Below are 25,402 nucleotides of genomic sequence, written 5' to 3'. Positions count from 1 at the left end.
GTGCAGAACTCACTCCTGCCTGAATGCCCATAGAACCCTCTCGAATATCTCCCTCTCCTTTCCGCGCTTCTTTCTCGAAAGGCTTTCAACGATGAGCTCCGGCGTGCTCCTGCCGAGCTTTCCGAAGACGGGCTGCCGGTCGACAATGAGGTTGAGCTTCTCGTCCAGGCCTTTGGCCTCTATTCCATCGACCCTGGCGAAGGGAAGCTCCTTCCTGAGGTCCTCTCCCAGGTGCGACACTATGACAACGTAGAAGCCCTTTTCATGGGCTATCTTCAAAAGTTCGCCAATTATCTTGACAGCTGCGCCGGGCTCGGTTATGGCCTCGAACTCGTCTATAAGGATGAGCTTTCTACCCTCTCCGCGAAGGGCCCTGACAAAGGAGCGCAGGGCCGTCTCAAAGGCACCGGCACCGTAGGCACTCCTCTTCCTCCTGAAGAAGAACAGCTCATCAAGAGGCTCGATCCAGGCCTTTTCGGCAGGAACAGGGAATCCCATGTGGGCGAGAACGGTTATCTGCGTCATCAGTTCCAAGAGGCTGGTCTTTCCACCGCTGTTGGCACCGGTGAGGATGACCACACTCTCGCCGTGTATATCTTCGGCTCCCGGTACTGGGAACCCATCGGGCCTTTTCCCGACTGCATAGCTGACCGGCTGGGGGTTTTCAATGACGAGATGCCGCCCGTTGACGAATGCTATTCCGCCCTTCCAGAGCTCCGGGAAGGAAAAGCCCTCGGTGAAGTTCCTCACGGCCAGCAGGAAGTCAAGCTCGTGGACGCGGCCGAGTTCCTCCTTGAGCTTGGGGAGGAGGGGCATGATTCTCTCAAGCACTTCCCTGCTTCTGAGGTACAGCTCGACCTTAAGCTCCCTTTCGAGCTCCTCGCGGAGCATCTCTATCCTCTCCGGGGGCACGGTCACCGGATACAGCTCCTCCCGGGAGAAGAGCTCAACGGTGATGCCAAGCTTTTCGCTCAGCTCGTTTTCGGCCGCGTTTATTAAATCCAGAATCTCGCCCTCGACCTCGCCGAAGTGCCTGAATATCGCCTCATAATTCCCGGCCTTGAGCTCCCCGAGGAAGTCGAGCAACTCTTTCCCACTCAACGTCAGGCTGAACTTTTCAAGTTTCTCTGCTATTTCCTCGTTAAGCTCGTGCTCTTTCTCTGCAACCAGCTCCTCAAGACCGTCGAGGAGCTTCTGCTTTTTCATGACCTCTCCGAGTTCGTTCAGCCCATGGAGTATCTCCGAGGCGACGCTGCCCTCTCCGGTTAGCTCGCCGATTTTAGATAGGGCCTCAAGCGTTTCCCGATTCTCCCATAGGGGCATGATGTAGAGCTCCGGGGCTATCTGGGACGGCGTTAGCTCGACGTCAATCCCGTAGCCGACGGTGCTGAGCACCAGGGCGTAGCCCTCCCCCTCTTCCAAACTTGTCGAGACCTCGCAGAGCCCCAGGCTCTGGGCCCTTTCGAGCTCGCTTTCGTCAACTATGAGAATCCTGTCGTGGAGGTAGTCGCGGCGGAACTTTATCGGCTTGACTTTAGCTATCTGCTCCCTCAGCTCGGGCCGGATTTTGGGGAGGTTTTTCCGAAAATAGTCCTGCCTGCGGAGAATCTCCTTCTCCTCGGAGGTAGGTTCGAATCCCTCGAGAAAGGCCGAACTCCCTGGAAGGACTAACCGTCTCTTTATCTCCTCCCGGATTGAGCGGTATATCGCTTTAGCCTCGGGGTTCAGCTTGAGCGTCATCGCTAAGGAAATGGGCAAAGGACTAAAAAAGTTACCTGAAGCTCGAAAACGGCAAAATTTATAAATTTGTGAAGTAATATTACAACAATGTCTGTAGGTGAGAATAGCGATGATCGATAGGCTCCTGAGCCCGAGCTATCACATAAGGGTCCTCAAACTCGACAAGTTCAAACCGGAAGATATAGTTGATGGGTTCCGCCGGAAAGGGGCATACGTCTCGGAGTTTCAGAGGGACATCGATATCGAACTCGCCATAGAGTCGTTCATAGCCTCGAGCTACGGGGACTACGTTTACGTGCTGAAGTTTCCGAAGAGGCGGCTGTTCCTGGCAAGGCACACCAAAAGGCTCCATGAAAAGAAATGGTCGGATACAGGGTGTTACATCGCCCGCGATGAGAACGGGCTCAAGCGCTTCCTTCTGAGGGAGGTCTCCAGGAAATCGATGGTGGTTATAGAGGTGCCCCGCATCATCATCTGGGGTGCCGTGTGGTGGCTCGTCTGGAACTACTTCGAGGAATACCCGCTCGGAACGTTCCTGCTGTTCTTCCTCGGTTTCCTCCTCGATGACCTCTCGAAGGTGCTGGAGTACTTCGTCCTGGGCTACTGCAGGGACTAACCTGCCCCCTTTACCTTCTCGACCACGTGAATGCCCTCGATCCTCGTGAACGGGTACTGGCCGTTCTCGTCCTTCTCAACGGCCTTGACCATGTCCCATATCGTCAGCAGGGCGACGGTAACACCGGTGAGGGCCTCCATCTCAACCCCCGTCTTGTAGGTGGCGCGAACCTCGCAGGTCGCCTCTATGTAGTCATCGCCGAACTCGAAGGATATATCAACCCCCGTGAGGGGTATCGGGTGGCAGAGCGGAATCAGCTCGGGCGTTTTCTTAACGGCCAGGATTCCCGCTATCTGGGCGGTGGCTATAACGTTGCCCTTCTTCGTCTTCCCGGATTTTATCAGCTCGATGGTTTCGGGCTTCAGCTTTATCCTGCCCCTGGCGGTGGCCTTCCTAAAAACTTCCGTCTTATGGCCAACCTCCACCATCTTAACACCCTTTTCATCAACGTGCGTCAGCTCACCCATGTGAATCCCCATTCCATGAAGGACGATAAAGTTTAAAACCATGACCCCCACTTACACTTGGGATTATCAGGATCTTACTCCTAAAAGGGGTGCTCAATATGCCCACTCAGGCGATACTGGTTGAGAACCTTACCAAATCGTACGGGAAGTTCCGGGCGGTTGATGGTCTAAGTTTTGAGGTTCAACGAGGGGAGGTGTTCGGCTTTTTAGGGCCGAACGGTGCCGGAAAAACGACCACAATACTCAGCATGCTGGGCATGAAAATCCCAGATACAGGAAGGGTGGAGATACTGGGAATCGACATGTCCAAGAATCCCATCGGGATAAAAGAGCGCATAGGATACCTCCCGGAGAACGCAACGGTGTACGGTGAACTCACCGCGTGGAAAAACCTAGAGTTCTTCGCCAACTTTTACAGGATGTCGAACGCGGAGAAGGAGAAACGGATAACCGAGCTCCTGAAAATGGTCGGTCTCTGGGATGTCCGCTACAGAAAGGCGAAGACCTTCTCCAAGGGCATGAAACAGAGACTCCTGATAGCCCAGACCTTCATAAACGACCCCGAACTGCTCATCCTCGACGAGCCGACGAGCGGCCTCGACCCGGAGGGGGCTCACCTCGTCAAGAGGCTCATCAGGGAGGCAAAAGCCGAGGGCAGGACCGTCTTCTTTTCATCCCACGTGCTCAGCGAGGTCGAGGAGCTCAGCGACAGGGTCGGTATAATAGTGAAGGGGAAGCTGAAGGCCGTCGGAACCCTCGGGGAGATAAAGAGGCAGTTCATGGAGCTTGAGGGCTACGAGATAAAGGTTGAGACCAAGGAGCCGCTGCCGGAGATAGAGCATCCCGAGATCACGAGGGTGGAGGTGATTCAGCCGAACAGGGCGATAATATTCGCCAGAACCGACATAAGGGAAGACCTCTCCAGATACCTCTCCGAAAAAGGCCTCACGATCCTGAAGCTTGATATTGAAGAACCCAGCCTGGAGGACGTTTTCCTCCGGACCATCTACGGGAGGGATGGGGAATGAGAAAACTCCTGGTGGTTCTGCTTTCGTTCGTCCTTCTGTCCTCACTCGTTGCGGCTCAGCCTTACGTGACCGTGTTCGAGGACAGGATCTCCGCGGGACAGATGATCTCGGTTGGGAACTACACGATAACGGTGGTCCAGGCCGCCGACGGGAGCTACTACCTGATGCTGAGGAACGGGAGCAGGATACTGGAGCTGAAACCCTTCGCATTTGGAACCGAAATAGAGCGCGACGGCATCAAGATACTCATCGGGAGCTACACCGCACAGGGCGGCTTCATAATCGTATCAGTTAAGCCCGACTTCGTTACATCTCTAAAGCCCAAGGTAGGTGCCAAGGCAGTCTTTGATGGGAACGTTGTCCTCGTTACCGCGGTGGGCAACAAGACCGTCGACGTCTCCGTAAACGGCGTTGCGAGAACCCTGGAAGTGAACGGAAGCGCCGTCGTCGACCTTATAGCCCTGGAGTACGACGGAAAGGAGATAAAGGTGTACGCCGCGGAACCCGCCTCGGAAACGGTCAGCATGGAGTACTCGGTGTTTTACCCCTACGGAAAGATAAGGGTCTCCGGGCCCGTTGATGTACCGATAACGATAACGAGCTCCTCAAACTCGGAGCTCCGCCTGAGCCTCAAGGTTACCTCGATGCCGGAAGGGTGGAGGGCGAGCTTCCTGTACGGGGGAGTCGAGGTCGAGGAGATAACGCTTCCCCCGAAGGGTTCGGTACCGGTCAGCCTTCACATCGAGCCTGCAGGCAGTGGAACCCTCAGATTTTGCATTGGGGATTTCCCGGGAAGCGTCCAGATAGAGACCGCCGGCGTTGACATCTCGGTTCCATATCTAAGCTTGGACGTGGAGGCGGGGCAGAAACTCACGATTCCGATAACATTCACGGGGAGCGGCACCGTGGAGTTCCAGCAGATGGCCCTCCCGGCAGGGTGGACGATGTATCTGACGGACGGTCAGTACAGACTCAGGAGCTTTACCGTTTCGGGAACCTTCAGCGCCACCCTGCTCATCGAGATACCGAGGAACGCGACCCTCGGCGACCACAGGCTGAGCTTCACCATAAACGGAAGGGAATACGGCCTGACGGTTCACGTATACAAGACGTACCTCGGCCAGCCCGCAAAACTGACGGTGATCCTGACCGACGAGAGCGGAAACCCCCTGAAGGGATGGGTGAGCATCGGCGGAAAGAACGTTACAACATCCTCCACAGGCAGCATGATGATTGAGCTCCCCGCAGGGGACTACAGGCTCATTGCCGGCGCCCCGGGAGCCGTTTCGAAGGTCGAAAATGTCAAGCTCGGCGATGGCGAGGAGAAAACCCTCAATATAGCCCTAACAAAGGCGCCCTACTACTTCGAGGCCAAGCTCCAGAACGACGTTCTTACCGTGACAGCAGGGGCGAGTGCCAGTACGGAGATCACGATAACCAACCTCGGCTCCAAAGAGGACGAGTACCGTGTCACGCTGGAGGGCCTCGAACCCGAATGGAGCTACGTGATCAGCCAGGACCCCAGCGGCGCAACCCCCATCGGAACCCTGAAGGCAGAACCCGGCGGAAGCACCAGCGCGTACCTCGTTGTTATCGCCCCGTTCAACGTAGTATCCGGCGAAATAAACGCCAAACTCATCATCACCGGGAAGGGAACCCGGGTTGAAATTCCAGTTGTGATCAAAGTCGAGAACCCCGCCGCACTCTCCCTCAACGCTGATTACCCCACGCTCACGGTCAAGGCAGGAGGCTCAACGGCCACCACGGTGTGGATTGACAGCATGGGGACCACGGTCACCAACATCAAGATAACCGCCCAGGCGCCCAGCGGCTGGGAAGTTGAGGCGGTTCCCGACACGATACCCCGCCTCGGTCCCATCCGGGAAAGCAACATGGTGATCAGCGAAGGACCCAGCCAGTTTGAGCTGAGGATCAAGGTCCCCAAATCCGCCCCCGCAGGAACGTACACCATAACCGTAACCGCCACCGGCGACCAAGCAAAGGCAGAAACCGTGATAACGGTCAGGGTTACGCAGGGCTCAAGCAGCGCTTATCTCGGAATCCTCCTGCTCGTGGTCGTCTTCGGAATCGTGATATGGCTGATGAGGAGGGTTGGTAGGAGATGAACCCCGCCTGGAACATAGCCCTCAAGGAGCTCTACACCTCGGTGAAGAGCAAGAGGTTCATCGTCATCATGGGCCTCTACCTCCTCATTTTTGGCCTCGCGGTTTACGGCATAAAGGACTACCTGATCCAGATGGGCGTTCCAGGCGTCGAATCCAACGAGCTCGGCCTGTGGGGGGCCAAGGGGGAGGTTTACATGACCCCCCTCGCGATGCTTTTCATGGTAAACATGATGATAATCACCGTCATCGGGGCTGTTCTCGGCGCCGCCCTCGGATCAGACGCAATAAACAGGGAGATTGAAACCGGAACGGCCAAGGTTCTCCTCGGCCATCCAGTTTACAGGGACGAGGTCATCAACGGCAAGTTCCTTGGAATGGGAACCCTGATAGTACTGACCAACCTGGTGGTCTACGTTGCCATCATCGCCGTGATGCTCATACTGGGAATACCCATTGACGGGGACTCGCTCCTCAGGGGATCCCTGGCGATTCTGGCAACGATGCTTTACACGCTGGTATTCCTGTCAATTGGAGTGCTGTTCTCAACGCTCTTCAAAAAGCCCGAGACCTCGATGCTTGCCGCTGTCGGTCTGGCGATTTTCCTGACGGTTTTCTACGGCATCGTGGTGGAGATTGTGGCGCCCAAGTTCGCGGGGCCCGAGCCGCCGTGGGGAACGAGTGCCCACGAGGTCTGGCGGGAAACGGTGATCACATGGATGACGAGACTCCACTTCCTGAACCCAGCACACCACTACACCCAGCTTGTCCAGTACATCTTCGGCGGCGACAGATTCCTCAACTACTACCTCCCCCTGGGGGACTCCTTCACCTACGGCTTCAACAACCTGGCGATACTGCTGGTCATGCTCTTCCTGCCCTTCGCTTTCGCCTACGTCAGGTTCATGACCAGTGACATCAATTGACTTTTGCTTTTTTATTTTGTAAATTGAAAGAACCGGGAAAATTGAGAAAATCGAAATCAGCCCTTGGCGACGCCCATCGGGCGCATTCTCGCCACGAGGTTCGCTATGCCAGCCTGGTGGACGACGTTGACGACGTTGTCAACGCTCTTGTAGGCTCCCGGAGCCTCCTCGGCAACGACACGGAGCGAGGCCGCACGGACGTAGATTCCCCTCTGGAGGAGCTCATTTCTAAGCCTATCGCCGCGGTACTGCCTGGTTGCGGCGTGCCTGCTCATCAGCCTCCCCGCACCGTGGCAGGAGCTGCCGAAGGTCTCCTTCATTGAACCCTCCGCACCGGCCAGGACGTAGCTCGCCGTTCCCATCGAGCCCGGAATCAGAACCGGCTGGCCGACGTCACGGTAGGCCCTCGGCACGTCCGGATGGCCTGCTGGGAACGCCCTCGTCGCTCCCTTCCTGTGGACGACCACCTTGACCTTCTTCCCATCAACCTCGTGCTCCTCGACCTTGGCTATGTTGTGGGCGACGTCGTAGACGATGCTCATCTCCATGTCTTCGGCCTTCCTCTTGAAGACCTCTTCAAAGGACTCCCTGACCCAGTGGGTTATCATCTGCCTGTTAGCCCAGGCAAAGTTGGCGGCCGCTTTCATCGCGCTGAAGTACCTCTGTCCCTCCTCTGTCTGGAAGGGAACACTCACGAGCTCACGGTCGGGCCACGGCACCCCGTACTTCCTGTTGGCCTTCTCCATTATCCTGAGGTAGTCGCTCGCCACCTGGTGGCCGAGTCCCCTGCTTCCGGTGTGAACCATGACGACGACCTGCCCTTCGTAGAGGCCATACGCTTCCGCTATCTTCTCATCAAAGACCTTATCGACGACCTGGACCTCAAGGAAGTGGTTTCCGGAGCCGAGGGAGCCGAGCTGCGGGGCACCCCTCTGCTTCGCCTTCTGGCTGACCGCGTTTGGGTCGGCGCCCTCCATTCTCCCGCCTTCTTCGAGGTGTTCTAAATCCTCCTTCCAGCCGTAGCCGTTATCGACGGCCCACTTGGCACCGTCGGCGAGAACATCGTCAAGCTGAGTCCAGTGGAGTCTCACACGGCCCTTGCTTCCCAGCCCGCTCGGCACGTTCTTGAAGAGCGTGTCAACGAGCTCCTTTATCCTCGGCCTCACTTCCTTCTCGGTGAGGTTCGTGCGGATAAGGCGAACGCCGCAGTTGTGAACTACGACGCCGTTGGCTATGAAGTTATGAGCTCTGTGGTAGACACCGATGTCGTAGAACTTCTCATAACCCGGCCTGACACTCTCGACCTTGAGGACCTTCTCAGCGACGAAGCCTCCCTCGTAGCCCCTCTCGCGCGCGAACTCCTCGAAGGTCGGGAAATCCTTGGGAACGCGCGGTTCTTTATCGCCCTCGTAAATTGCCCTCTCGACGAAGCGTTTGTTGACAACGTCCTTGACAGCCTCGTGGGCCTTCGTCACGCTTCCAGTTTCCGCGTAAACTTTCCTTGCTACCTCGGCCGCTCTCTTCCTCTCGGCCCTAACGCGCTCCTTAAACTTCAGGTAGGCGTATGCAACTAAGCCTTTGGCCTTCTTCTCGAGGTCGTACTCGTAGTTTATCCTCCCGAGGAAGTTCCTGATGCTCTCCTCGCCAACGAGGGCTAGTCTGTAGGTTACGCCCTTCCTCGACTTGACCATGTAAACCGTCGTCTTGACACCGAACTCTGCGAGGAGTTCGGTTACCTCATTCATGAACTCCCTGAGGTTTTCCTCAAGCTTTTCTGCTTTCGACTGGGTGAGGTTTATCGGTAGAGGGGTGTTGCCCTTGAACTCGACGATGCTTCCATCAGCCGCGAAGAGTCCGACAAGGAAGTTCCTTTTCACCCAGAGCGGAGCGCTCTTAATCCACTCGGGGACGCTGTAAGCCTTATCCGCCTTCTTACCCCTCGGCATTCCGAGCTTCTCCATGAGCAGGGCAAAGCTCCTTGAGGTGACCCTCAGCTCGGCCGAGACGCTCCTGCCCTCATACTCACCGCTCACCGTCTCGATGCGGTAGTCCCTCTCGCGCACGTAGAGGTTGGCGTTTACGCCGAGCCTCTCAAGGTCCTTCTTCAGCTCCCTCAGCGTTCCTTCCTTCCCGTAGAAGCTCAGGTAGAGCCTGCCGTCCATCTCGCCGAGGTGGCCGTCGCCGAAAGCGAAGCCGAGGATTCTCGCGAGGGTTCCTATCCTCGGGTCCTCCCAGCGGAGCGGTAGTAGATTTTTCTCGCGCAGGAACTTCACTATTTGCCCGTCCTCGTCCTCAAAATCCTCCTCGCTCAGGAGAACACCTCTTCTCTCCTCGAACTCAACACCTTCGAACGGGTAAACGAGAACTTCGTCGCCCTCCCTGACGTTGCCGAGATAGACGTATCCCTGTGGAGTTAAAACCGGGTGGTCCTCGCTGCCCTCGATGACCTTCCCTGACTCGGTGACGATTCTCACCGCGAGCTCGTTCTCTTCAACGTCCCTCTCGGCAACGAAGGCGACCTCTGAGAAATCGTTGTGTCCCTCATCAACGTCGTAGACCCTCAGCCCCTGGAGCTTGAACTTCCCGGGCATCTCCTCGACTTTAACCCAGTATCCATGCTCCGTGAGGACTTTTGAGCCAGGAGCAAGGCAGTTAATGTCGTATCCGACCCCTCCGGGGCTTATCACACCCTCCTTCACGTCGAAGGCCGCTACTCCTCCAATCGGGAAGCCATAGCCCTGATGGCCGTCGGGCATGACGATGGAGTACTTGTAGATGCCGGGGAGCATTGCGACGTTCGCGGCCTGCTCCAGCGTCCTGTCCCCGCGCATCTTCTCGATGAGCTGGTCGTCAGCGTAAACCCTGCCCGGAACTCTCATGCGCTTGTCGAACTTGGGAATCTCCCACCGGATTTTGTCAATCCTCTTCAGCGGAACCATCCTCTCACCCCCTCCTTAGGTGGGCCTAAAATTATTTTAAGCTTTCGAGGAACGGAAATGTTACTCAATCCTTAACCGCCTCTCCTTCGGCACGTAGTTGATGAGCCTGCCCTCCTTGGCCTTGGCCGAGCCGAGGTAGTAGGAGCGCCACTTGACTATCACCCACCCATGGAGCTCCTTATCACCGATCTCCACGCTCTCGCCGGACAGATACCGCTTCGCCCTCTCGTCGTCCAGCTCAACGACGTTCTTCGTGGCATTTGGGCCAACGAGGAAGGAACCCTCGATGCTCAGCCTTATCCCGTCGCTCTCCACCCTGCCGAAGTACACCCCGTTTCTATCGGGGCCCCTGAGTTCAATGGGGCAGGGCTTCCATGCGTAGACCTTGTGATACCTCCCTCGTATCTCATAGACAAGCTCCGGTGCATACCCATAGTTTTCGATGAGAAGCCTTTTGACGAGTTCGGCGTCATTCGTCTGCCCTATCTCCGCCCTCGGATTGTCACTCATGCCCCTCCCTCCGGCTTGACTATCTTCGCGATGAAGAAGGCCTCGGTGTCGTTGTCGTTGGGGTGTATGCGGAGGGCCTTTCTCAGCTCCTCGGAGTAGGTTCTCCCCTCCCACTCAAGGACCGGCTCGCTGGTTTTCACCGGCAAATCTATCGGCTCGAGCCTCGCGTCGGTTTTCCTGAGCAGGTAATCGACGACCTCCTCGTTCTCCATGGGGTCTATGGTGCAGGTGGAGTAAACCAGCGTTCCGCCGGGCTTGAGCGCCCTGTAAGCCGCCATGATGAGCCTCTTCTGGATGTTCATGTATCTGACAACCTCCTTCATGCGCCACTCCGTCAGGAACCTCCATTTCTTCCGTATCATTCCGACCGAAGAGCACGGGGCGTCCAGCAGGACCCTGTCAAAGAGATTCTCAAAGCGGGCAAAGTAAACGCCGTCCTTCACACTCACGCGGGTGTTCAAAACCCCCATCCTGTTGAGGTTCGCTATGAGGACGTTCGCCCTGCTTATTTTGGGGTCGTTGGCAATTATGCAGCCTTCGTTTTCCATATACTGGGCCATCTGACCCGTCTTCGAGCCCGGGGCCGCGGCCATGTCGAGAACCAGCTCGCCCGGTTTGGGGTTGAGGACAACAGGGGGTATCATGGAGCTCGCTTCCTGGCCGAAGATCAGGCCAAGACTGTGCTCTGGTACCTTCGCGAGGTTGTCAACGTTGATGAAGAAGCCCTCGCGGACCCAGGGAACCGGTTCAAGCTCGAACTCCTCCTCAAGCCTCTCAACGACCACATCAAGCGGAGCCTTGAGGGTGTTCACCCTTATGCTCTGCCGCAGGGGTCGGATTATGAACTCCCAGAACTCGTCCGTGTCTTCGAGCATCGAATAGCGCTCGTAAAAGGCCGGATTGGTCTCCTTAACTCTGTCCCTCGCGCTCATGGAACCACCTCAGATATCCGGAACCAGCTGCGCCATCCATCTCCCATCTGGCAGCTGCTCTATCTTCATCTCGTGGTAGGTTATCGCCTTCACCTCTTCCTTCGGTTCGTGCTTCTCGTAATCGAGAACCTCGCCGCAGGCCTTCGCCCTGAGCCGGTAGCCTTCTCCAGCATTCTCTATCTCAACGTCAACGTCTCCAAAGACCAGACCCTCCATGTCGTGGAGCACGAGAAGCTCCTCAAGGAAGTTGTAGAGGAGCGCCATCAGGTCCTCACCATCGGCCTCGACCTCACGGCATTCTCTGCTCTCGACCTTTCTCACATCAACCATCACGTCAAAGAGCGCCAGCGCGACGGCCTCGAAGGCTTCCTCAAGGCTCTCACCGTAGCCGCGGATGCCCACGTCCGCCGTGTGCTCGTAGTGCTCCCAAGTTCTCATATCGTTCACCTCCATTCCCATGAGCAGCCTTTCCCTCTCGTCTCTCATCTCCCTGATTAGCTCGGAAGCTGGCTTTCCTCCAACCTTCACCGGCTCAAAATCATATCCCACTTTCACCATACTCTCTCATTATTAAGGTTGCCGGGGTGCTTAATAAATCCACCCATCGAAACGAAACCGTTAATTAGACCGCAGTCCAACCCTTCAGAGGTGGAGAACATGAGGGAGATAACGGCGCGAAGGATTATCGAGATGAAGGGGAAGGAAAAGATCGCGATGATAACCGCCTACGATTACCCGTCCGCACTGATAGCAGACAGGGCAGGGATGGACATCATCTTCATCGGCGATTCCCTCGGAATGGTCGTTTACGGCGAGGGGAACACGCTGAACGTTTCTATGGAGCAGATGGTCTTCCACACCAGGGCGGTCTCGAAGGCAGTCAAGAGGGCGCTCGTTCTGGCGGACATGCCCTTTGCGAGCTACGAGATAGACACCGACGAGGGCCTGAGGAACGCGGTTAGACTGGTACAGGCCGGTGCGGATGCCGTCAAGATTGAGGGCGGCTACGACCACAGGAAGCTCGTCAGAAAGCTCGTGCGCATGGGGATACCCGTCATGGGGCACACCGGGCTTACCCCGCAACGCTATCTGAGGTTCGGAGGATACAGGCTGATGGGAGAGACCGAGGAGGAGATTGAGGAGATACTCCGCGACGCCAAGGCGCTGGAGAGGGCTGGGGCTTTCGCGGTTGTCCTCGAGTTCACCCTGGCGGACGTGGCGAAACTCGTGACCGAGGAGATATCAATCCCCACGATCGGCATTGGCGCCGGACCGTGGGTAGACGGCCAGGTTCTCGTCTGGCATGACCTTCTCGGCATCTACGAAGAGACCCCACCCTTCGTCAAGAAGTACGCCGACATCGGCGGGATGATGCGCCTTGCTATTGAGAACTACCTGGAGGAGGTTAAGGGCGGCGCGTTTCCGGGCAGGGAGCACTACTGGGAGTTCCTCGATAAGGACGACTTCAGGAAAAAGGCCGCACGTGCCCTTGAGAAACTGAGAGAGGAGGATTGAATGCTGGATGGAAAACGGGTAAGCGTTGTGATTCCAGCGTACAACGAAGAAAAGCGCCTTCCCAGCGTTTTAGATAGGATGCCAGACTTTATCGACGAGGTAGTGGTCGTGGACGACGGCTCAAGCGATGGGACTTACAATGTAGCACGGGCGTTTTCCGAGAAGGACCCCAGGATAAAGGCGATCAGACTCGAGAGGAACTGCGGCAAGGGCTGCGCAATGAGAAGGGGCGTTGAGGAGGCCTCGGGGGACGTGATAGTTTTCATCGACGCCGACGGACAGCACAGGCCGGAGGAGATAATAAAGCTCGTCGAGCCCATAGTCCGCGGTGAGGCCGATCTGGTGATAGGGGCAAGGAAGGTCGAGGAGGCTGGAAAAAGGCCGCTGCACAGGAGAATCAGCAACATCCTGACGACACGGCTTATACGCCTCAAACTGGGGCGCTATGTCTACGACACCCAGAGCGGGTTCAGGGCCTACAGACGGGAGTTCCTTCCGGAAATAGAGAGCGACCGCTACGAGGTCGAGACGGAGATGCTCCTGAAGGCCGCAAAGATGGGTGCCATGATAAAGGAAGTTCCTGTGGGCATGATATACGACCCCTCGAGGGAGGGCCGCTTCGGGGTCAGGGACGTGTTCCGCTTCATCAGGGCGTACCTTCGGTTTTGATTGCACTTTTAACCTTTATCGCCTCCAGGGTTCCGGCGGTTATGAGAGCGAAACCAACGACGTGATAGAAGGTCAGCGTCTCCCCCAGCAGTACACTGACGCCTATCGCAACCGCAGGGGCCGGGGTTATTATGGCCGTTGCCTTGGAGAGGTTGATGCGCTTTATCGATCCGTACCACACGAGCTGGCCAGCCGCTATCACCAGACCCTCGGCGATTACAAAGTCTGAGAACTCAAGTCCAGACGCAGCCGCCAGGGGCAGGAGAAGGAGGAAGCCGAAGGTGTTGCGCAGGGCCGCTATGGTCTGAGGGCTGTAGGGAAGCCTCTTGGCTATAACGTGGCCCAGCTGCCAGAAGAGGGGCACGAGGAGAAGCAGAAGGTCGCCCAGCCTGAGCTCAACCGAATGTCCAGGAACCATGATAAGAACCAGGCCCGCCAGGATAACGAAGGAATACGCCACAAGGCGCTTCGTTATCCTCTCCCCCAGGAGGAGCCACGCGAGAAGGAACGACCACAGCACCTCGCTCCTCGTTATGAGGGCGGCGTTTATTGCGGTGCTCATCCGGGCGCCAAAGGAGTACGCAAGATAGGCGAGCGCAGTTCCGAAGAACCCCACCAGAAACGCCGGTTTTATTCCCGAGGGATTTTCACGGATCTCATCCAGCCCCCCACTCCAGCCGACCGCTATCCAGAGAACGAGAGACGCAACCATGGCAGAGAGAGCGGCGAAGCTGATCGGACTGGTTGGGTTGGATTTTATAACAACCGGCTCAAGTCCGTATATCACCATCCCCGAGAGCGCCAGGGCGGTCCCCAGAGCTTCGCGCCGCATACCCAAGTTTTGGTTCTCCGGCTTTATAAACCTCACAGTGGCACCTGAAGCCGACCGCTGGTGGCAATACTCCAGCTGTGGTGCTCCAACATCCTGGATTTTGTCCAAGTACGTGATAAAACAGCAAAAGTTGGGGGGATTAGTAACAAAACTAGTCAAAATTAAGACTTTGAGTCACAATATTTAAATAGGGCCGCAGCTATTTATAAATGTGGGGGAATGAGGATGGCCGCGATAACCGTGAGGCCCCCGACCCTGAAAAAAATGGAAGCCCTCGGTTTCTCCCTCATGATCGTGGCAGCTGTGCTTATGGTCGCCGCGGTGTGGGGGGGCTCTCACGGGTTTCAGGGGGACGTCATGCTGAATCCGGGGGAGTATTATCTCTACACGCTCAGTGGCCACCAGTGGAGCACCATATACTTTTCGATAAAATCCACACAACCGGTGACGATCTGCATTACCGATGAAACAGGCGTTGAAATGCTTAAATCCGGAGAAAGTCCTCTGTGCTTCTTCAGAGCGGAGGACACAACCAGCATCGAGAAGATCTGGAGATTCCCTGAGAAGGGCCCGCTCTACCTGGTGCTGGTCCCGGCCCCCGGCACTCAACAGACCAGGGTCTCAATTACGGTAAAGAGCGGCCTGGTTCTGTGGTGACCCTCTGGATGATCGGGCTCTGTCAGGGCTTGACCGTTATGATCTCGCCGGCTGCAACGTATAATAGGAGCCGTTTTATTGAGGACGCTATTTTGGCAAGGCGTTCACTCAAGAACTGGCCGGAGAAACGGGAAGGAGCATTGTGGAGCCGGGAGCGGGATTTGAACCCGCGACCTGCGGATTACGAGTCCGCCGCCCTGCCGAGCTAGGCTACCCCGGCACCCGATGTTAAAGACCAGCGGGGAGTTTATAAGCTTTTCTCAGGGGGCACCGAGGAGCCCCCCGAAGATGGCCAGGGCCCTGGCGGGATCGGCCGCGACTATCAGGACTATGACCGCGAGGAGGAAGTTGAAGACCGTGACCCTCTGGAGCGAGGAAACCTCCCACCGGTATATGACCTCTGATATCCTTGCGCTCCATTCCCAGGAGACCTTTGACACTGCAACGCCGAGGAGGAAGCCCGCAAGGACATCGTAGACCCAATGGTGCCCCAGGAACACCGTTGCGAAAGGAATGAGGGCGTTCACGAGGATTACGGCCCTCGCCCCGAGGCGCTTCCTGTATTTCCACAGGGTTATTATGTTTATCATAATGAACGTGTTGTGAAGGGAAGGAAGGACGAACTCCTGCCTCGTGAGCAGGGTGTTATCCGATATGTAACCCGGCAGGTTGTAGACTATATGCGGGGCGTAGATGTGGGCTATCAGGTATATCGAGCCCGCGACGGCATACGCCATCAGGTACCTGGCAAGTAGCCGGTCGGACGCCTCCAAATCCCTCAGATACAGAAGGAGATATGCGACGATAAGGGCTATGGAACCGGCAAAGCCGAGATAGTACACGACGGTGAAGAGTGCATAGAGGGGTGGGAGGCTCTTTGTGAACTCCACCAGGCCGACGACCAGATCCCGCGACGTGAGGGGGAGCCGGAGAAACTGTGGTGTTAGGTCCAGGCTCCAGCGCCCGATGATACCGTACAGAACGCCGAAGGCAACCCATCCAAAGTAGCTGAGGAAGAACGCGTTCAGCCTTACGAGCACCTCTGGGTCTTCAAGGCGCCGCTGGAGCATGTTCATAACTTCTACCCCCAAGTAGTCAAGCCTTTAACTCCACCTTCTTGAACACTCCAAGTTTGACTCCAAGCCTTAAAAACCTTACACTCCAACCTGTGATGGTGAAAAGGTATGGAGATTCCGAACTACAGGAACCTGGAGATAAATGCGGTACTTTTTGACCTGAACGGCACCCTGGCGGAGGGCGGAAGGATCGACGACGAAGTTAAACACCTCCTCGAAAGGCTCGCGGACAAGTACACGGTCGTAGTTCTGAGCGCGGATACCTTTGGGACGCTGGAGGAGGAGTTTGAAGGGCTTCCCGTGAGGATAGAGAGGGTTTCGAGCGGTGCCGAGAAGGCAGAAATCGCGAGGGGCTACGAACCCTACATAGCGGTTGGCAACGGAAACAACGACGTGGCCATGCTTGAGAGCGCGGAGCTGGCTTTCTGCGTGATAGGGCCGGAGGGAGCGACAACCGACGCCCTTCTCGCCAGCGATGTGGTGGTAAGGGACGTTAAGGACGCCATAGGCATGCTCCTCGACGAAAAAAAGCTCATAGCTACGCTCAGAGGGTGAGCTATGGACTACAGAACGCTTAAGGGAGTCGGAACTGCTGAGCTGGTGATTAAAAAGTCGGTCTTCATAGGCTACGCCTCGCCGGCGAAGACGGAGGAAGAGGCCAAGGAGTTCATCGCAAAAATCAAGGCCCATCACAGCGACGCGACGCACAACGTTTCGGCTTACCTCATCAACGACGGAAAGAGCTTCGCGGTTCGCTACGATGACGACGGGGAGCCAAAGGGCAGTGCGGGAAAGCCAGTACTCAAGGTTATCCAGAACAGGGGATTAAGCAACGTTGTCGTCGTTGTTACCCGCTACTTCGGCGGCATAAAGCTCGGCTACGGCGGTCTGGTTAAGGCCTACAGCGACGCCGCCAGTCTGGCCATTGAAAATGCAGGAATTATTGAAGTCTACGAGACGGAGCACTTCCAGGTCACCTTCCCCTACGGCCTCTTTCACCTCGTCAGGGAGACCGTTGAGAATTCCGGAGGAAAAGTCGTTGGAGAGGACTACGGCGAGCTAGTGATGTTCACCGTCGAAACGAGGAAAGGCGAAGCCGAGGGGCTGATGGGGCTCTTGACGGAGAGGACGAGGGGAAGGGTCCGGCTCAGGAGGCTCTTCATGAGTTCGTTTGATGGGAGCCTCTGAGTTTTTACATACCATGTAAATTACACGGGGTGTAAATTACATCCCATGTAAAAATCCAAGTCAGTCATCCCTGCTCCCAGAGGGAGACCCTCCCAGAACCCTCTCCCAGACCCTTATCGCGGCCCATTTGTCAAGAAACTCGTTGAAGGTCCCGCACTTCGGGGAGAGCGTGCAAACGGGACAGCCGTCCTGGCAGGGACAGGAGCGGAGATGCTCAAGGCTTTTCTCCATCAGCCTCTCGACGTTCTCGTAGATTATCGGTGCGAGGCCTGCTCCCCCTTCGTTGCCGTCGTAGATGAACACGACCGGCCTTCCGACGTGGGGTAAGCCCGGGAAGCTCGCGTAGCTGTAGCCGCCGAGCTCCCTCGAATCCACGTAGGTGAAGATGGGGGCTATCTTTATGAGATTGTGCTCTATCGCGTGGAGCGCCGAGCCGATTCCGTCCTTGCTGTCGACCATCTTCTTCACCGCGAAGGCCAGCTCTTCATCGCTGATTCCGAGCCTCTGGAGGGCGTCACCGATGGCCTTCCTTATGACGTGGGTGGTCGTCCCGAGGTAGAGCGGGAAGAGCTTCCTCCGGTCGAGGTTGGTGTAAAGGGTAAAGGCAGGGTCCTCAAAGCCCTTCTCGGCGGCCACATCGAAGAACTCCCTGAACTCCTCGCTCGTGACTTCCCTTATCGAATCTGGGAAAACGAGCCATATTCCATCGGTCTCAAACTCCCTGATGTAGGGTTCCTCGAACTCGACCTTCGCGAACTTCTCCCAGTTGAGGATCGAGAAGTCCTCCTCGGCCTCGATCCTCTCGCCTGTCATCGGGGAGTGTATCTCGCCGCGCAGGATGCCGTCCTCCTTCAACCTGATCAGCTCACCGACGTAGTTCCCAGTATCGGCCCCTTTGACGGCGAATCCGGTGTAGACGTGCCTGACCCTCAGCCGACCGAGGCCTATCTCGACTCCCCTGTAGGTTTTCTCCTCCCTGCTCTCCAGTATCTCGACTTCCTCCCTCTTGGCCACGAAGGTTTCCACGTCCCAGAAGCGGTTAAGTTGCCTTGCGAAGACGAAGTGGAACTTTCCGAGGGAGAGCCTGTCCCTGGCCATGTAGAGCTCTCCCCGTGAGAAGTAAGCCATCCCCGGGAGGAGCGAGCGGTGGTACTCGTCGGCATCGACCTCCTCGATGATGTAGCCCTTGAGCTTGAGCCAGTTGATGAAGTTGAGCAACTCCCTGAGCGAGGACTTCTCCATCAGCTTGCCCCGTATCCAGGGCTCGTCCTTGACGAGGAAGAACGTCTCATCGCTCGCCGTCCTCAGTGACGAGTAGCTGAAGGCCGGCTTCCTCAGGCGAATCTCGAGCTTGCAGGTGAGCGGATTGTTCTTCAGGTCTGCCTTCCTCTCGATGACGAGCCTCTCGGCTATCTTCCTCTCGAATTCGTCAAGCTCGTCCCAGTCTACTATTCCCAGCTCGGTGAGGAGGTAGTGGATGTGCTTCTCGGCTATGCGGTCGTTCTCCAGGTTAACGGGCATGTACTCGATTATTCCCCGCTCGAGCCTCTCAACGAGCTCGTCGAAGTGCTCCCTGTAATAGTAGTCGAGGCCGTTCTTTCTGAGGACTATGGCGTTGAGGGCCTCCCTGTCGGCCTTCCTTCCGGCCCGGCCGAAGCGCTGGATGAGGGAGAAAAGCCCGTCGGGAGGGATGCCGTAGTTGATGACGGCATCGAGGTCGCCGATGTCTATGCCGAGCTCGAGGGCGTTGGTTGTAAGCAGGACAAGCAGTTTGCCCTCCTTGAAGTCCCGCTCTATCTCCCAGCGGACGTTCTTGGGCAGGGTCCCCTTGTAGGTGCTCGTTCTGTGAAAGACCGGCGAGCTGAGAAGGAAGCGAAGGAGCTTTTCGGTCCCCCTTCTGCTGTCGAAGAAGACCAGCGTCTTGATGTTCTCACCGACGAGTCTCTCGATGGCACTCCTTATCAGCTGCCTCTCGTCGAGGTTCCTCGGCTCGAAGAGGACCAGGTACCTCCGTGGGAACGGATTCGTGGCACCGCTTACCGGCTCGAATTCCTTCCTGAAGAGCTTCTCCGCGAACTCCTTTGGGTTCCTCAGCGTTGCCGAGAGCGCTATGATCTGGGGCTTCGCCCCGAGGCGCCTGAGCCTGAAGTCTAGGCGGCGGAAGAGATAGGCCGCGTTGCTCCCGAAGACGCCCCTGTAAACGTGGAGCTCGTCAACGACCAGGTAGCGGAGGTTCCTGAGGAGCCACTCGTAGTCCCGCCATCTCCGCAGAATGTTGTAGTGGAGCATGTCCGGGGTCGTGAAGATAACCCTCGGCTTCTCGCGGAGGAGCTCCCTCCTCTCCTCCCAGGGGACGTCTCCGGTCAGGATTCTCGCGCTCACGTGCTTTCCGGTGAGGCGGTAGAAGACAAGGTTTTGGAGCGAGAACTTTTCGAGCTGGTTGTTTATGAGGGCCCTCGTGGGGTATATGAGCAGGTACGTCGCGCGGGGGTTGGAGAGGTAGGAGTCAAAGATGGCCAGCCTGAAGATCTCGCTCTTGCCGCTGGCCGTTGGCGTCGTCACGACGACGTTTTTTCCCGAGTAGAGCCTCTCGAGGGCCTCGACCTGATGACGGTATAAGGTGAAGCCGAGTTCTTCGAGGAGGGCGTTTACCTCGGGGTTGCTGAACCGAAAATCCCCGAACTCGCCCTCCGCGGGAGGAAAAACGTGAACCCTCGCTATCTCGGACTTGAGGGGCTTGAGCGTCTCGAAGAGGGACATGGAGATAAATTGGAAAGAACGGCTAAAAAAGTAGCGGGCATGTCCACCGTTATGAAACTCCTACCCACTGGATAAGATGGGGCGAACGACAGGAGGGTCACCATCCCGCAACCCTTTAAAACCCTCTCCCTCAGCCTAACCCGGTGGTGAGTGATGAGGATAGCGGTCATCGATTACGACAGGTGTAATCCGGACAAATGCGGCAACTTCCTGTGCGAGCGCGTCTGCCCGGTCAATCGAATGGGCGGGGAGGCGATAATCATAGACGAGGAGAGCTACCGTCCGGTGATCCAGGAGGCGAGCTGTACCGGCTGCGGAATCTGTGTCCACAAGTGTCCGTTCAACGCGATAACCATTGTGAACCTCCCGGAGGAGCTTGAGGAGGGCTGCGTCCACCGCTACGGTGTAAACGCCTTCGTCCTCTACAGGCTCCCGGTCGTCAAGGACGGCATGGTGGTCGGTATCCTCGGACCGAACGGAACCGGTAAGACCACCGCGGTTAAGATACTCGCCGGCCAGCTCCTGCCGAACCTGTGCGGCGACAACGAGGACTGGGACAACGTTATCAGGGCATTCCGCGGCAACGAGCTCCAGAACTACTTCGAAAAGCTCAAGAACCGGCAGATTAAACCTGTGGTCAAGCCCCAGTACGTGGACTTAATCCCCAAGGCCGTTAAGGGCAAGGTTCGGGACCTGCTCAAGAGGGCCGACGAGGCGGGCAAGTTCGAGGAGGTCGTAAGGGAGCTCGAGCTGGAGAACGTCCTCGACAGGGACATAAAACACCTCTCCGGCGGTGAGCTTCAGCGCGTGGCCATAGCCGCGGCGATACTCAGGGACGCGCACTTCTACTTCTTCGATGAGCCGTCCAGCTACCTCGATATAAAGCAGAGGCTCAAAGTGGCCAGGATAATCAGGAAGCTGGCCGATTCGGGCAAGGCGGTTCTCACCGTTGAGCACGACCTGGCGGTCCTGGATTACCTCAGCGACGTCATCCACGTCGTCTACGGTAAGCCCGGCGCCTACGGTATATTCTCCCAGCCGAAGGGTACGCGCAACGGAATAAACGAGTTCCTGCGCGGCTACCTGAAGGACGAAAACGTCCGCTTCAGGCCCCAGGAGATAAGGTTCACCAAATCCAGCGAGAGGAAGAGCCAGGAGGGCGAGATACTGGTTGAGTACCCGAGGCTGGTGAAGGACTACGGCGGCTTCAGGCTCGAGGCCGAGCCCGGAACGCTCTACATGGGCGAAGTCGTGAGCATCGTCGGCCCCAACGGAATCGGTAAGACCACCTTCGTGAAGATGCTCGCGGGCGTCGAGAAGCCCACAGAGGGGGAGGTCGACTGGGAGCTGAAGGTCTCCTACAAGCCGCAGTACATCAAGGTCGACTACGAGGGAACCGTTTACGATCTCCTGAGCAAGATAAACGCCGGGAAGCTCCTCAACAGCTTCTACAAGACCGAGCTCCTGAACCCGCTCGGCGTTCCGGACCTCTACGACAAGCAGGTGAACGAGCTGTCGGGCGGTGAGCTTCAGAGGGTTGCAATAACCGCGGCCCTCATCCGCGACGCGGACCTGTACCTGCTCGACGAGCCCTCCGCCTACCTCGACGTCGAACAGAGGCTGGCGGTTTCGAGGGCGATAAGGCACCTGATGGAGAAAGAGGGCAAGACCGCCCTCGTCGTCGAGCACGACGTTCTCATGATAGACTACATCAGCGACAGGCTTATGGTCTTCGAGGGCGAACCTGGAAAGCACGGTAAGGCACTGCCGCCCACCGGGATGCGCGAGGGAATGAACCGCTTCCTCGCGGGGGTCGGCATAACCTTCAGACGCGACCCGGACACAGGCAGGCCCAGGGCCAACAAGGAGAACAGCGTCAAGGACAGGGAGCAGAAGGAGATGGGCGAGTACTACTACGTCGCCCCGTGATTCTTTTTTCTGTTTATTCTCCTCCACACCCCCCACAGCCAAAACCACCGGCTTTTGTACCTCTGTAAACTTAAATAAACGTTGGCTAACGTTGTTTAACGATAAACTATGAAAAAGCCCGTAAAGAGGGACTATGCTGAACAAACATGAATCTAAGACTACGATTTCGTGAAAAAAGCTTAAATACGACAGTCTTCAAAAAGAAAAGCGAGGTGAAGCCCCATGGTGTGGAAAAAAGCTATTGCATTGCTCTTTGGTTTGATGATGGTGGCGACGACCGCCTCCTTCGGCCACGTGTCGGCCGCAGATACCAGCGTGACAGTCATACTAGTCAGTGACAACGAGGCTGACTGCACACTGGCCCAGTACCTCGCCAACATAACCGGCGCGGTGGTTGTGACGACTCCCTGGGGGGTCTATGACCCGAACGTCACGGCGAGCGTGATGAGCTACGGCCCGGATAATGTTATAATAATAGGCGGACCCGATGCCGTCGTCGATAGGTACCTGGATGACCTCGGAGAGCTCAACATCACCGTCGAGCGCTGGTGGGGCAGGAACAGGTACGAGACCAACCTGGCGGTCATGGGAAACGCAACCGCCAAGCTCAGGATAAAGTTTGAGAACAACGTGATAGTGGTTCCCGGCAACGACACCGCCGCGATCAAGGTCGCCCTCAGGAAGGCCGTGAAGGTTCACGGGGTGATAATCTTCGCCAACGACACCACCAACATAACCAGGGTCATGATGAAGATAGAGGCCCACCCCAAGAACATGACCATCATAAGGAGCCACGTCATGAGGGAGATGGCAGAGAGGCTCAGGGAGAGGTTCGAGAACCGCGTCGGGGCCAACGTCACAGAGGTCGATGTAAATATAACCCCTGAGATGGCGATGGAGGCCATCAACATGAGCGAGGAGCGCATTGCCTCCGCCGAGGAGCTGCTCGCGAACGTTACCCTGCCGCCCCAGATAGACCGGGTCGCTGAGAAGATGCTGGACCTCTCCAAGAGGGAGCTTGAGAGAGCAAGGGAAGCCTATGACGACGGTGAGTACGGAAAGGCCTACGGGCAGGCGACGGCCGCAAAGGCGCACGCTGAGTTCGTCATAAGGATGGCCTCGAAGGAGTGGCAGAACAGGGTGAGGATCGACACCGCTGTGATGGCGAGGGTGTTCCTGCACCGCGTGGAGATACAGCTCAGGATCATGGAGAAGTCGGGAATGAACGTCACCAAGATAGAGACCCTCGTTGACCAGCTCAGAACCGCCATCGAGAACAAGGAATACGATGTTATCGATGCCCTGATGGCACAGATCAGGCAGGAGCTGCTCCAGATGTACGCCCACGGAAAAGGCAAGTTCAGGGAGCACATCCTTTTCCCGGACCGTGCCGGACGCTGGCAGCCGTGAGGGCTGCCTTCCCGTTCTTTCATATTCTCACTGCTTCACCCGACAATCCGCGTGTTCTGAAACCACGCATCCCCGGGCAAAGTCTTTAAGCATTCACCTGTTATGTCGTACAGACACAGCGGAATTCAGGGGGATCAAGATGCTGCCTGCGGGTAAAATTCCACCGGAAAAGCTCAGAGAGCTTGTTTTTAACCGCCTCGGGGCCGAGGGAGAGAGGGTGATAATCGGGGCCGACCTCGGGGTGGATGCGGCCGCGATAGACTTCGGAGAGACGGTTCTAGTTGCATCGACCGACCCCATAACCGGTGCCGGGGAGGGTATAGGCTTCTACGCGGTTCACGTCAACGCCAACGACGTGGCCACCTTCGGGGCCAGGCCGAAGTGGTTCCTCGTTTCAATCCTCCTCCCAGAGAACTCCGACGAGTCCATACTCTCTGGAATAATGGGGGAGCTCCACAGGAGCGCCGCAAAACTCGGCGTCGCCATAGTGGGCGGCCACACGGAGGTGACGCCGGACCTCGACAGGCCGATAGTCGTCGGAACGATGCTCGGGGAGGTGCCGAGGGAAAAGCTCGTGACGTCGAACGGCTCGAAGCCCGGGGACGCGATAATACTCACCAAGTGGGCCGGCCTCGAGGGAACGTCGATAATAGCGAGCGAGAGGGCGGGGGAGCTTGAGAGGGCCTTCGGAAGGGAGTTCGTCGAGAGGGCAAAGGGGTTCATCGAGATGATAAGCGTCGTGGAGGATGCCCTCACGGCCAACGAGGTCGGCGTTCACGCCATGCACGACCCGACGGAGGGGGGAATAGCGAACGGCCTTCACGAGATGGCGGATGCCGCGGGGATAGGCTTCCGTGTTTACGCGGAGCGGATTCCGATAAGGGAGGAAACACTGAAAATCTGCGAGTTCTACGGCCTAAACCCCCTCGCCCTGATAAGCTCCGGGGCCCTGATGATAGCCGCCCCGAGGGATGGCGTGGATGAGATCCTGAACGCCCTTGGAGAGAAGGGCATAAACGCCTCAGTCATAGGGGAGTTCGTGGAAGACCCCGGCGTCAGGGTCATCGTTGAGAACGGCGAAGAGAGGCCCCTCGAGAGACCCGAGAGCGACGAGCTCTGGAAGGTGGTCTGAGCCCATCAAATCTCAACCGATATCCTCAGCTTTTCCTCTTCCTCGAGCTTTTTGAGCACACCCAGGGCGGTCTCGGGGCTGAGCGACATCCTCTTGATGTGCTCGTAGGCCCTCCGTATCTCCTCCCGCTCGTACCCCTGGGCGCGCTTCTCGAGGTACAGCAGGACGGAGAGAAGAACCCCCTTGATGCTCCTCTCCTGGAGGGGAAGGAGCTTCCATCCGCCGTCATAGACATAGGCCGCTTTGGGCGTCTCGTCCCCCTTCAGCTCCCCAACGGGAACCGTGTTCATGCCCTCCCGCGACGTCAGGTACTCGATCAGCATATCCTCGGGGTAGCCCTCCCCTCTGAGCCCCAGAAAGCTCAGCTCAAGCGCCCTCAGAAGGGAGGCCACCCTCTCCATCTCGGTTATCCTGGACTTCGAGAGAATGGACAGCTTCAGCACGGCCTTCTCAAGGGGCTCCTCCTCGATGTTGACGGTGACGAGGACCCTGTCCCTCAGGCGTGAGCCCTCTTCAAAGGCCTTCACCGCTATCCACACGGCACCGTTCGTGAGGATGCCGTATTTAACGCCGGAGTTGAAGCAGTAGCGCGCCAGCTGGCGGAGGGGCTCGTCCCGCTTGATTATGTTGACCCCGAGGTTCTTGGCCTCGACGTAGGCAAAGACCTCGCCGTTGAGGATGAGCGCGTAGTCCGCCCTCCCGTCCTCCGTCCGCTCCTCAGGCCTGACCTCCTCGGGGTTGTTCCAGTCCCATCCCAGTGCCTGAAAGACCTCCCCTATGAGGTGCTGCTTCACAGCCTCCTCGTTCTTGGCGTAGAGTTCCCTGTGTGAACGAATTTTCCTCCTGACGCTGGCCACGGCCTTGGTAAGCCCCTCCATGCCCATACCCCCGACCTCTTTAGTGCTCTTCTCCCGGACCTAAAAGCTTTTGGGCGGTGGGTTCAAGTTGCTCCG

Annotated in this window: 22 protein-coding genes and 1 tRNA gene; 12 read left to right on the top strand and 11 right to left on the bottom strand. The window is 57.2% G+C overall.

Annotated features, from left to right (window positions below):
* Positions 1-9: 9 nt before the first annotated feature.
* Complete coding sequence (locus tag GQS_RS01315) at positions 10-1,740, bottom strand: DNA mismatch repair protein (RefSeq protein ID WP_014011856.1); 1,731 nt, start codon at positions 1,738-1,740, stop codon at positions 10-12.
* A gap of 97 nt (positions 1,741-1,837) precedes the next feature.
* Here GQS_RS01315 and GQS_RS01310 point away from each other — a divergent pair, with 97 nt between their 5' ends.
* Positions 1,838-2,356 carry a hypothetical protein gene (locus GQS_RS01310; protein WP_148236346.1) on the top strand — a complete coding sequence of 173 codons (519 nt, stop codon included), beginning with the start codon at positions 1,838-1,840 and terminating at the stop codon, positions 2,354-2,356.
* Here the strand turns inward: GQS_RS01310 and moaC are convergent.
* The gene (gene moaC, locus GQS_RS01305; protein ID WP_014011854.1) at positions 2,353-2,823 is read right to left on the bottom strand and encodes a cyclic pyranopterin monophosphate synthase MoaC; all 471 of its coding nucleotides are present in this window, start codon (positions 2,821-2,823) and stop codon (positions 2,353-2,355) included. The genes GQS_RS01310 and moaC overlap by 4 nt on opposite strands.
* Positions 2,824-2,921: 98 nt before the next feature.
* Here moaC and GQS_RS01300 point away from each other — a divergent pair, with 98 nt between their 5' ends.
* The 3 genes from GQS_RS01300 to GQS_RS01290 are packed head-to-tail and all read left to right on the top strand — an operon-like array spanning position 2,922 to position 6,900.
* On the top strand, positions 2,922-3,851 hold the full coding sequence (locus GQS_RS01300; RefSeq protein ID WP_014011853.1) for an ABC transporter ATP-binding protein: 930 nt from the start codon (positions 2,922-2,924) through the stop codon (positions 3,849-3,851).
* Positions 3,848-5,977, top strand: coding sequence for an NEW3 domain-containing protein (locus tag GQS_RS01295; protein ID WP_014011852.1), 2,130 nt, complete (start codon positions 3,848-3,850; stop codon positions 5,975-5,977). The genes GQS_RS01300 and GQS_RS01295 overlap by 4 nt, the downstream gene beginning before the upstream one ends.
* On the top strand, positions 5,974-6,900 hold the full coding sequence (locus GQS_RS01290) for an ABC transporter permease (RefSeq protein WP_014011851.1): 927 nt from the start codon (positions 5,974-5,976) through the stop codon (positions 6,898-6,900). Before GQS_RS01295 ends, GQS_RS01290 begins: the two co-directional genes overlap by 4 nt.
* Before the next feature lie 56 nt (positions 6,901-6,956).
* On the opposite strand, the gene GQS_RS01285 is transcribed toward GQS_RS01290, so the two are convergent.
* From GQS_RS01285 to GQS_RS01270, 4 genes are read right to left on the bottom strand one after another with little or no spacing between them, the layout of a single operon-like run.
* Positions 6,957-9,839, bottom strand: coding sequence for an intein-containing RctB family protein (locus GQS_RS01285; protein WP_014011850.1), 2,883 nt, complete (start codon positions 9,837-9,839; stop codon positions 6,957-6,959).
* Positions 9,840-9,899: 60 nt separating this feature from the next.
* Positions 9,900-10,349, bottom strand: coding sequence for a hypothetical protein (locus tag GQS_RS01280; protein WP_014011849.1), 450 nt, complete (start codon positions 10,347-10,349; stop codon positions 9,900-9,902).
* Positions 10,346-11,281 (bottom strand): tRNA (cytosine(49)-C(5))-methyltransferase, encoded by a 936-nt coding sequence (locus GQS_RS01275; protein WP_014011848.1) that lies wholly within the window; start codon positions 11,279-11,281, stop codon positions 10,346-10,348. The genes GQS_RS01280 and GQS_RS01275 overlap by 4 nt, the downstream gene beginning before the upstream one ends.
* 9 nt (positions 11,282-11,290) lie before the next feature.
* On the bottom strand, positions 11,291-11,719 hold the full coding sequence (locus GQS_RS01270; protein WP_048056609.1) for an archease: 429 nt from the start codon (positions 11,717-11,719) through the stop codon (positions 11,291-11,293).
* Between the two features lie 219 nt (positions 11,720-11,938).
* Between GQS_RS01270 and panB the strand changes: the two genes are divergently transcribed.
* Entirely contained in the window at positions 11,939-12,796 is an 858-nt protein-coding gene (gene panB / locus GQS_RS01265) for a 3-methyl-2-oxobutanoate hydroxymethyltransferase (protein WP_014011846.1), read from the top strand.
* Positions 12,797-13,465, top strand: coding sequence for a glycosyltransferase family 2 protein (locus GQS_RS01260; RefSeq protein WP_014011845.1), 669 nt, complete (start codon positions 12,797-12,799; stop codon positions 13,463-13,465).
* Here the strand turns inward: GQS_RS01260 and GQS_RS01255 are convergent.
* Entirely contained in the window at positions 13,443-14,297 is an 855-nt protein-coding gene (locus GQS_RS01255; protein ID WP_014011844.1) for a DMT family transporter, read from the bottom strand. The genes GQS_RS01260 and GQS_RS01255 overlap by 23 nt on opposite strands.
* A gap of 219 nt (positions 14,298-14,516) precedes the next feature.
* Here GQS_RS01255 and GQS_RS01250 point away from each other — a divergent pair, with 219 nt between their 5' ends.
* Positions 14,517-14,954 (top strand): hypothetical protein, encoded by a 438-nt coding sequence (locus tag GQS_RS01250; RefSeq protein ID WP_238515789.1) that lies wholly within the window; start codon positions 14,517-14,519, stop codon positions 14,952-14,954.
* 143 nt (positions 14,955-15,097) lie between these two features.
* Here the strand turns inward: GQS_RS01250 and GQS_RS01245 are convergent.
* Both GQS_RS01245 and GQS_RS01240 read right to left on the bottom strand, forming a co-directional pair.
* Positions 15,098-15,174: transfer RNA gene (locus GQS_RS01245), tRNA-Thr, on the bottom strand.
* 40 nt (positions 15,175-15,214) lie between these two features.
* A complete protein-coding gene (locus GQS_RS01240) occupies positions 15,215-16,030 on the bottom strand; it encodes a phosphatase PAP2 family protein (protein ID WP_014011842.1) in 816 nt (271 codons plus the stop codon).
* A 108-nt stretch (positions 16,031-16,138) separates the two neighbouring features.
* Between GQS_RS01240 and GQS_RS01235 the strand changes: the two genes are divergently transcribed.
* Positions 16,139-16,585 carry an HAD family hydrolase gene (locus GQS_RS01235; protein WP_014011841.1) on the top strand — a complete coding sequence of 149 codons (447 nt, stop codon included), beginning with the start codon at positions 16,139-16,141 and terminating at the stop codon, positions 16,583-16,585.
* A gap of 3 nt (positions 16,586-16,588) precedes the next feature.
* Complete coding sequence (locus GQS_RS01230; protein WP_014011840.1) at positions 16,589-17,218, top strand: YigZ family protein; 630 nt, start codon at positions 16,589-16,591, stop codon at positions 17,216-17,218.
* Positions 17,219-17,278: 60 nt separating this feature from the next.
* On the opposite strand, the gene GQS_RS01225 is transcribed toward GQS_RS01230, so the two are convergent.
* Positions 17,279-19,978 carry a DEAD/DEAH box helicase gene (locus GQS_RS01225; RefSeq protein ID WP_014011839.1) on the bottom strand — a complete coding sequence of 900 codons (2,700 nt, stop codon included), beginning with the start codon at positions 19,976-19,978 and terminating at the stop codon, positions 17,279-17,281.
* 153 nt (positions 19,979-20,131) lie between these two features.
* Here GQS_RS01225 and GQS_RS01220 point away from each other — a divergent pair, with 153 nt between their 5' ends.
* The 3 genes from GQS_RS01220 to GQS_RS01210 all read left to right on the top strand — a co-directional run bounded on the left by GQS_RS01220 (position 20,132) and on the right by GQS_RS01210 (position 24,449).
* Positions 20,132-21,907: a ribosome biogenesis/translation initiation ATPase RLI gene (locus tag GQS_RS01220; RefSeq protein ID WP_014011838.1), complete on the top strand. Its 1,776-nt coding sequence runs from the start codon at positions 20,132-20,134 to the stop codon at positions 21,905-21,907.
* A gap of 222 nt (positions 21,908-22,129) precedes the next feature.
* The gene (locus tag GQS_RS01215) at positions 22,130-23,317 is read left to right on the top strand and encodes a cell wall-binding repeat-containing protein (RefSeq protein WP_014011837.1); all 1,188 of its coding nucleotides are present in this window, start codon (positions 22,130-22,132) and stop codon (positions 23,315-23,317) included.
* A 139-nt stretch (positions 23,318-23,456) separates the two neighbouring features.
* Positions 23,457-24,449, top strand: coding sequence for an AIR synthase family protein (locus GQS_RS01210; protein ID WP_014011836.1), 993 nt, complete (start codon positions 23,457-23,459; stop codon positions 24,447-24,449).
* A gap of 5 nt (positions 24,450-24,454) precedes the next feature.
* On the opposite strand, the gene GQS_RS01205 is transcribed toward GQS_RS01210, so the two are convergent.
* Positions 24,455-25,327 carry a type I restriction endonuclease gene (locus GQS_RS01205; RefSeq protein ID WP_014011835.1) on the bottom strand — a complete coding sequence of 291 codons (873 nt, stop codon included), beginning with the start codon at positions 25,325-25,327 and terminating at the stop codon, positions 24,455-24,457.
* Positions 25,328-25,402: the final 75 nt, after the last annotated feature.

This window comes from Thermococcus sp. 4557 (genome assembly GCF_000221185.1).
GTDB lineage: Archaea > Methanobacteriota_B > Thermococci > Thermococcales > Thermococcaceae > Thermococcus.
The sequence above is the reverse complement of the archived record's forward strand: the minus strand, read 5'-3'. Positions and strand labels throughout refer to the sequence as shown.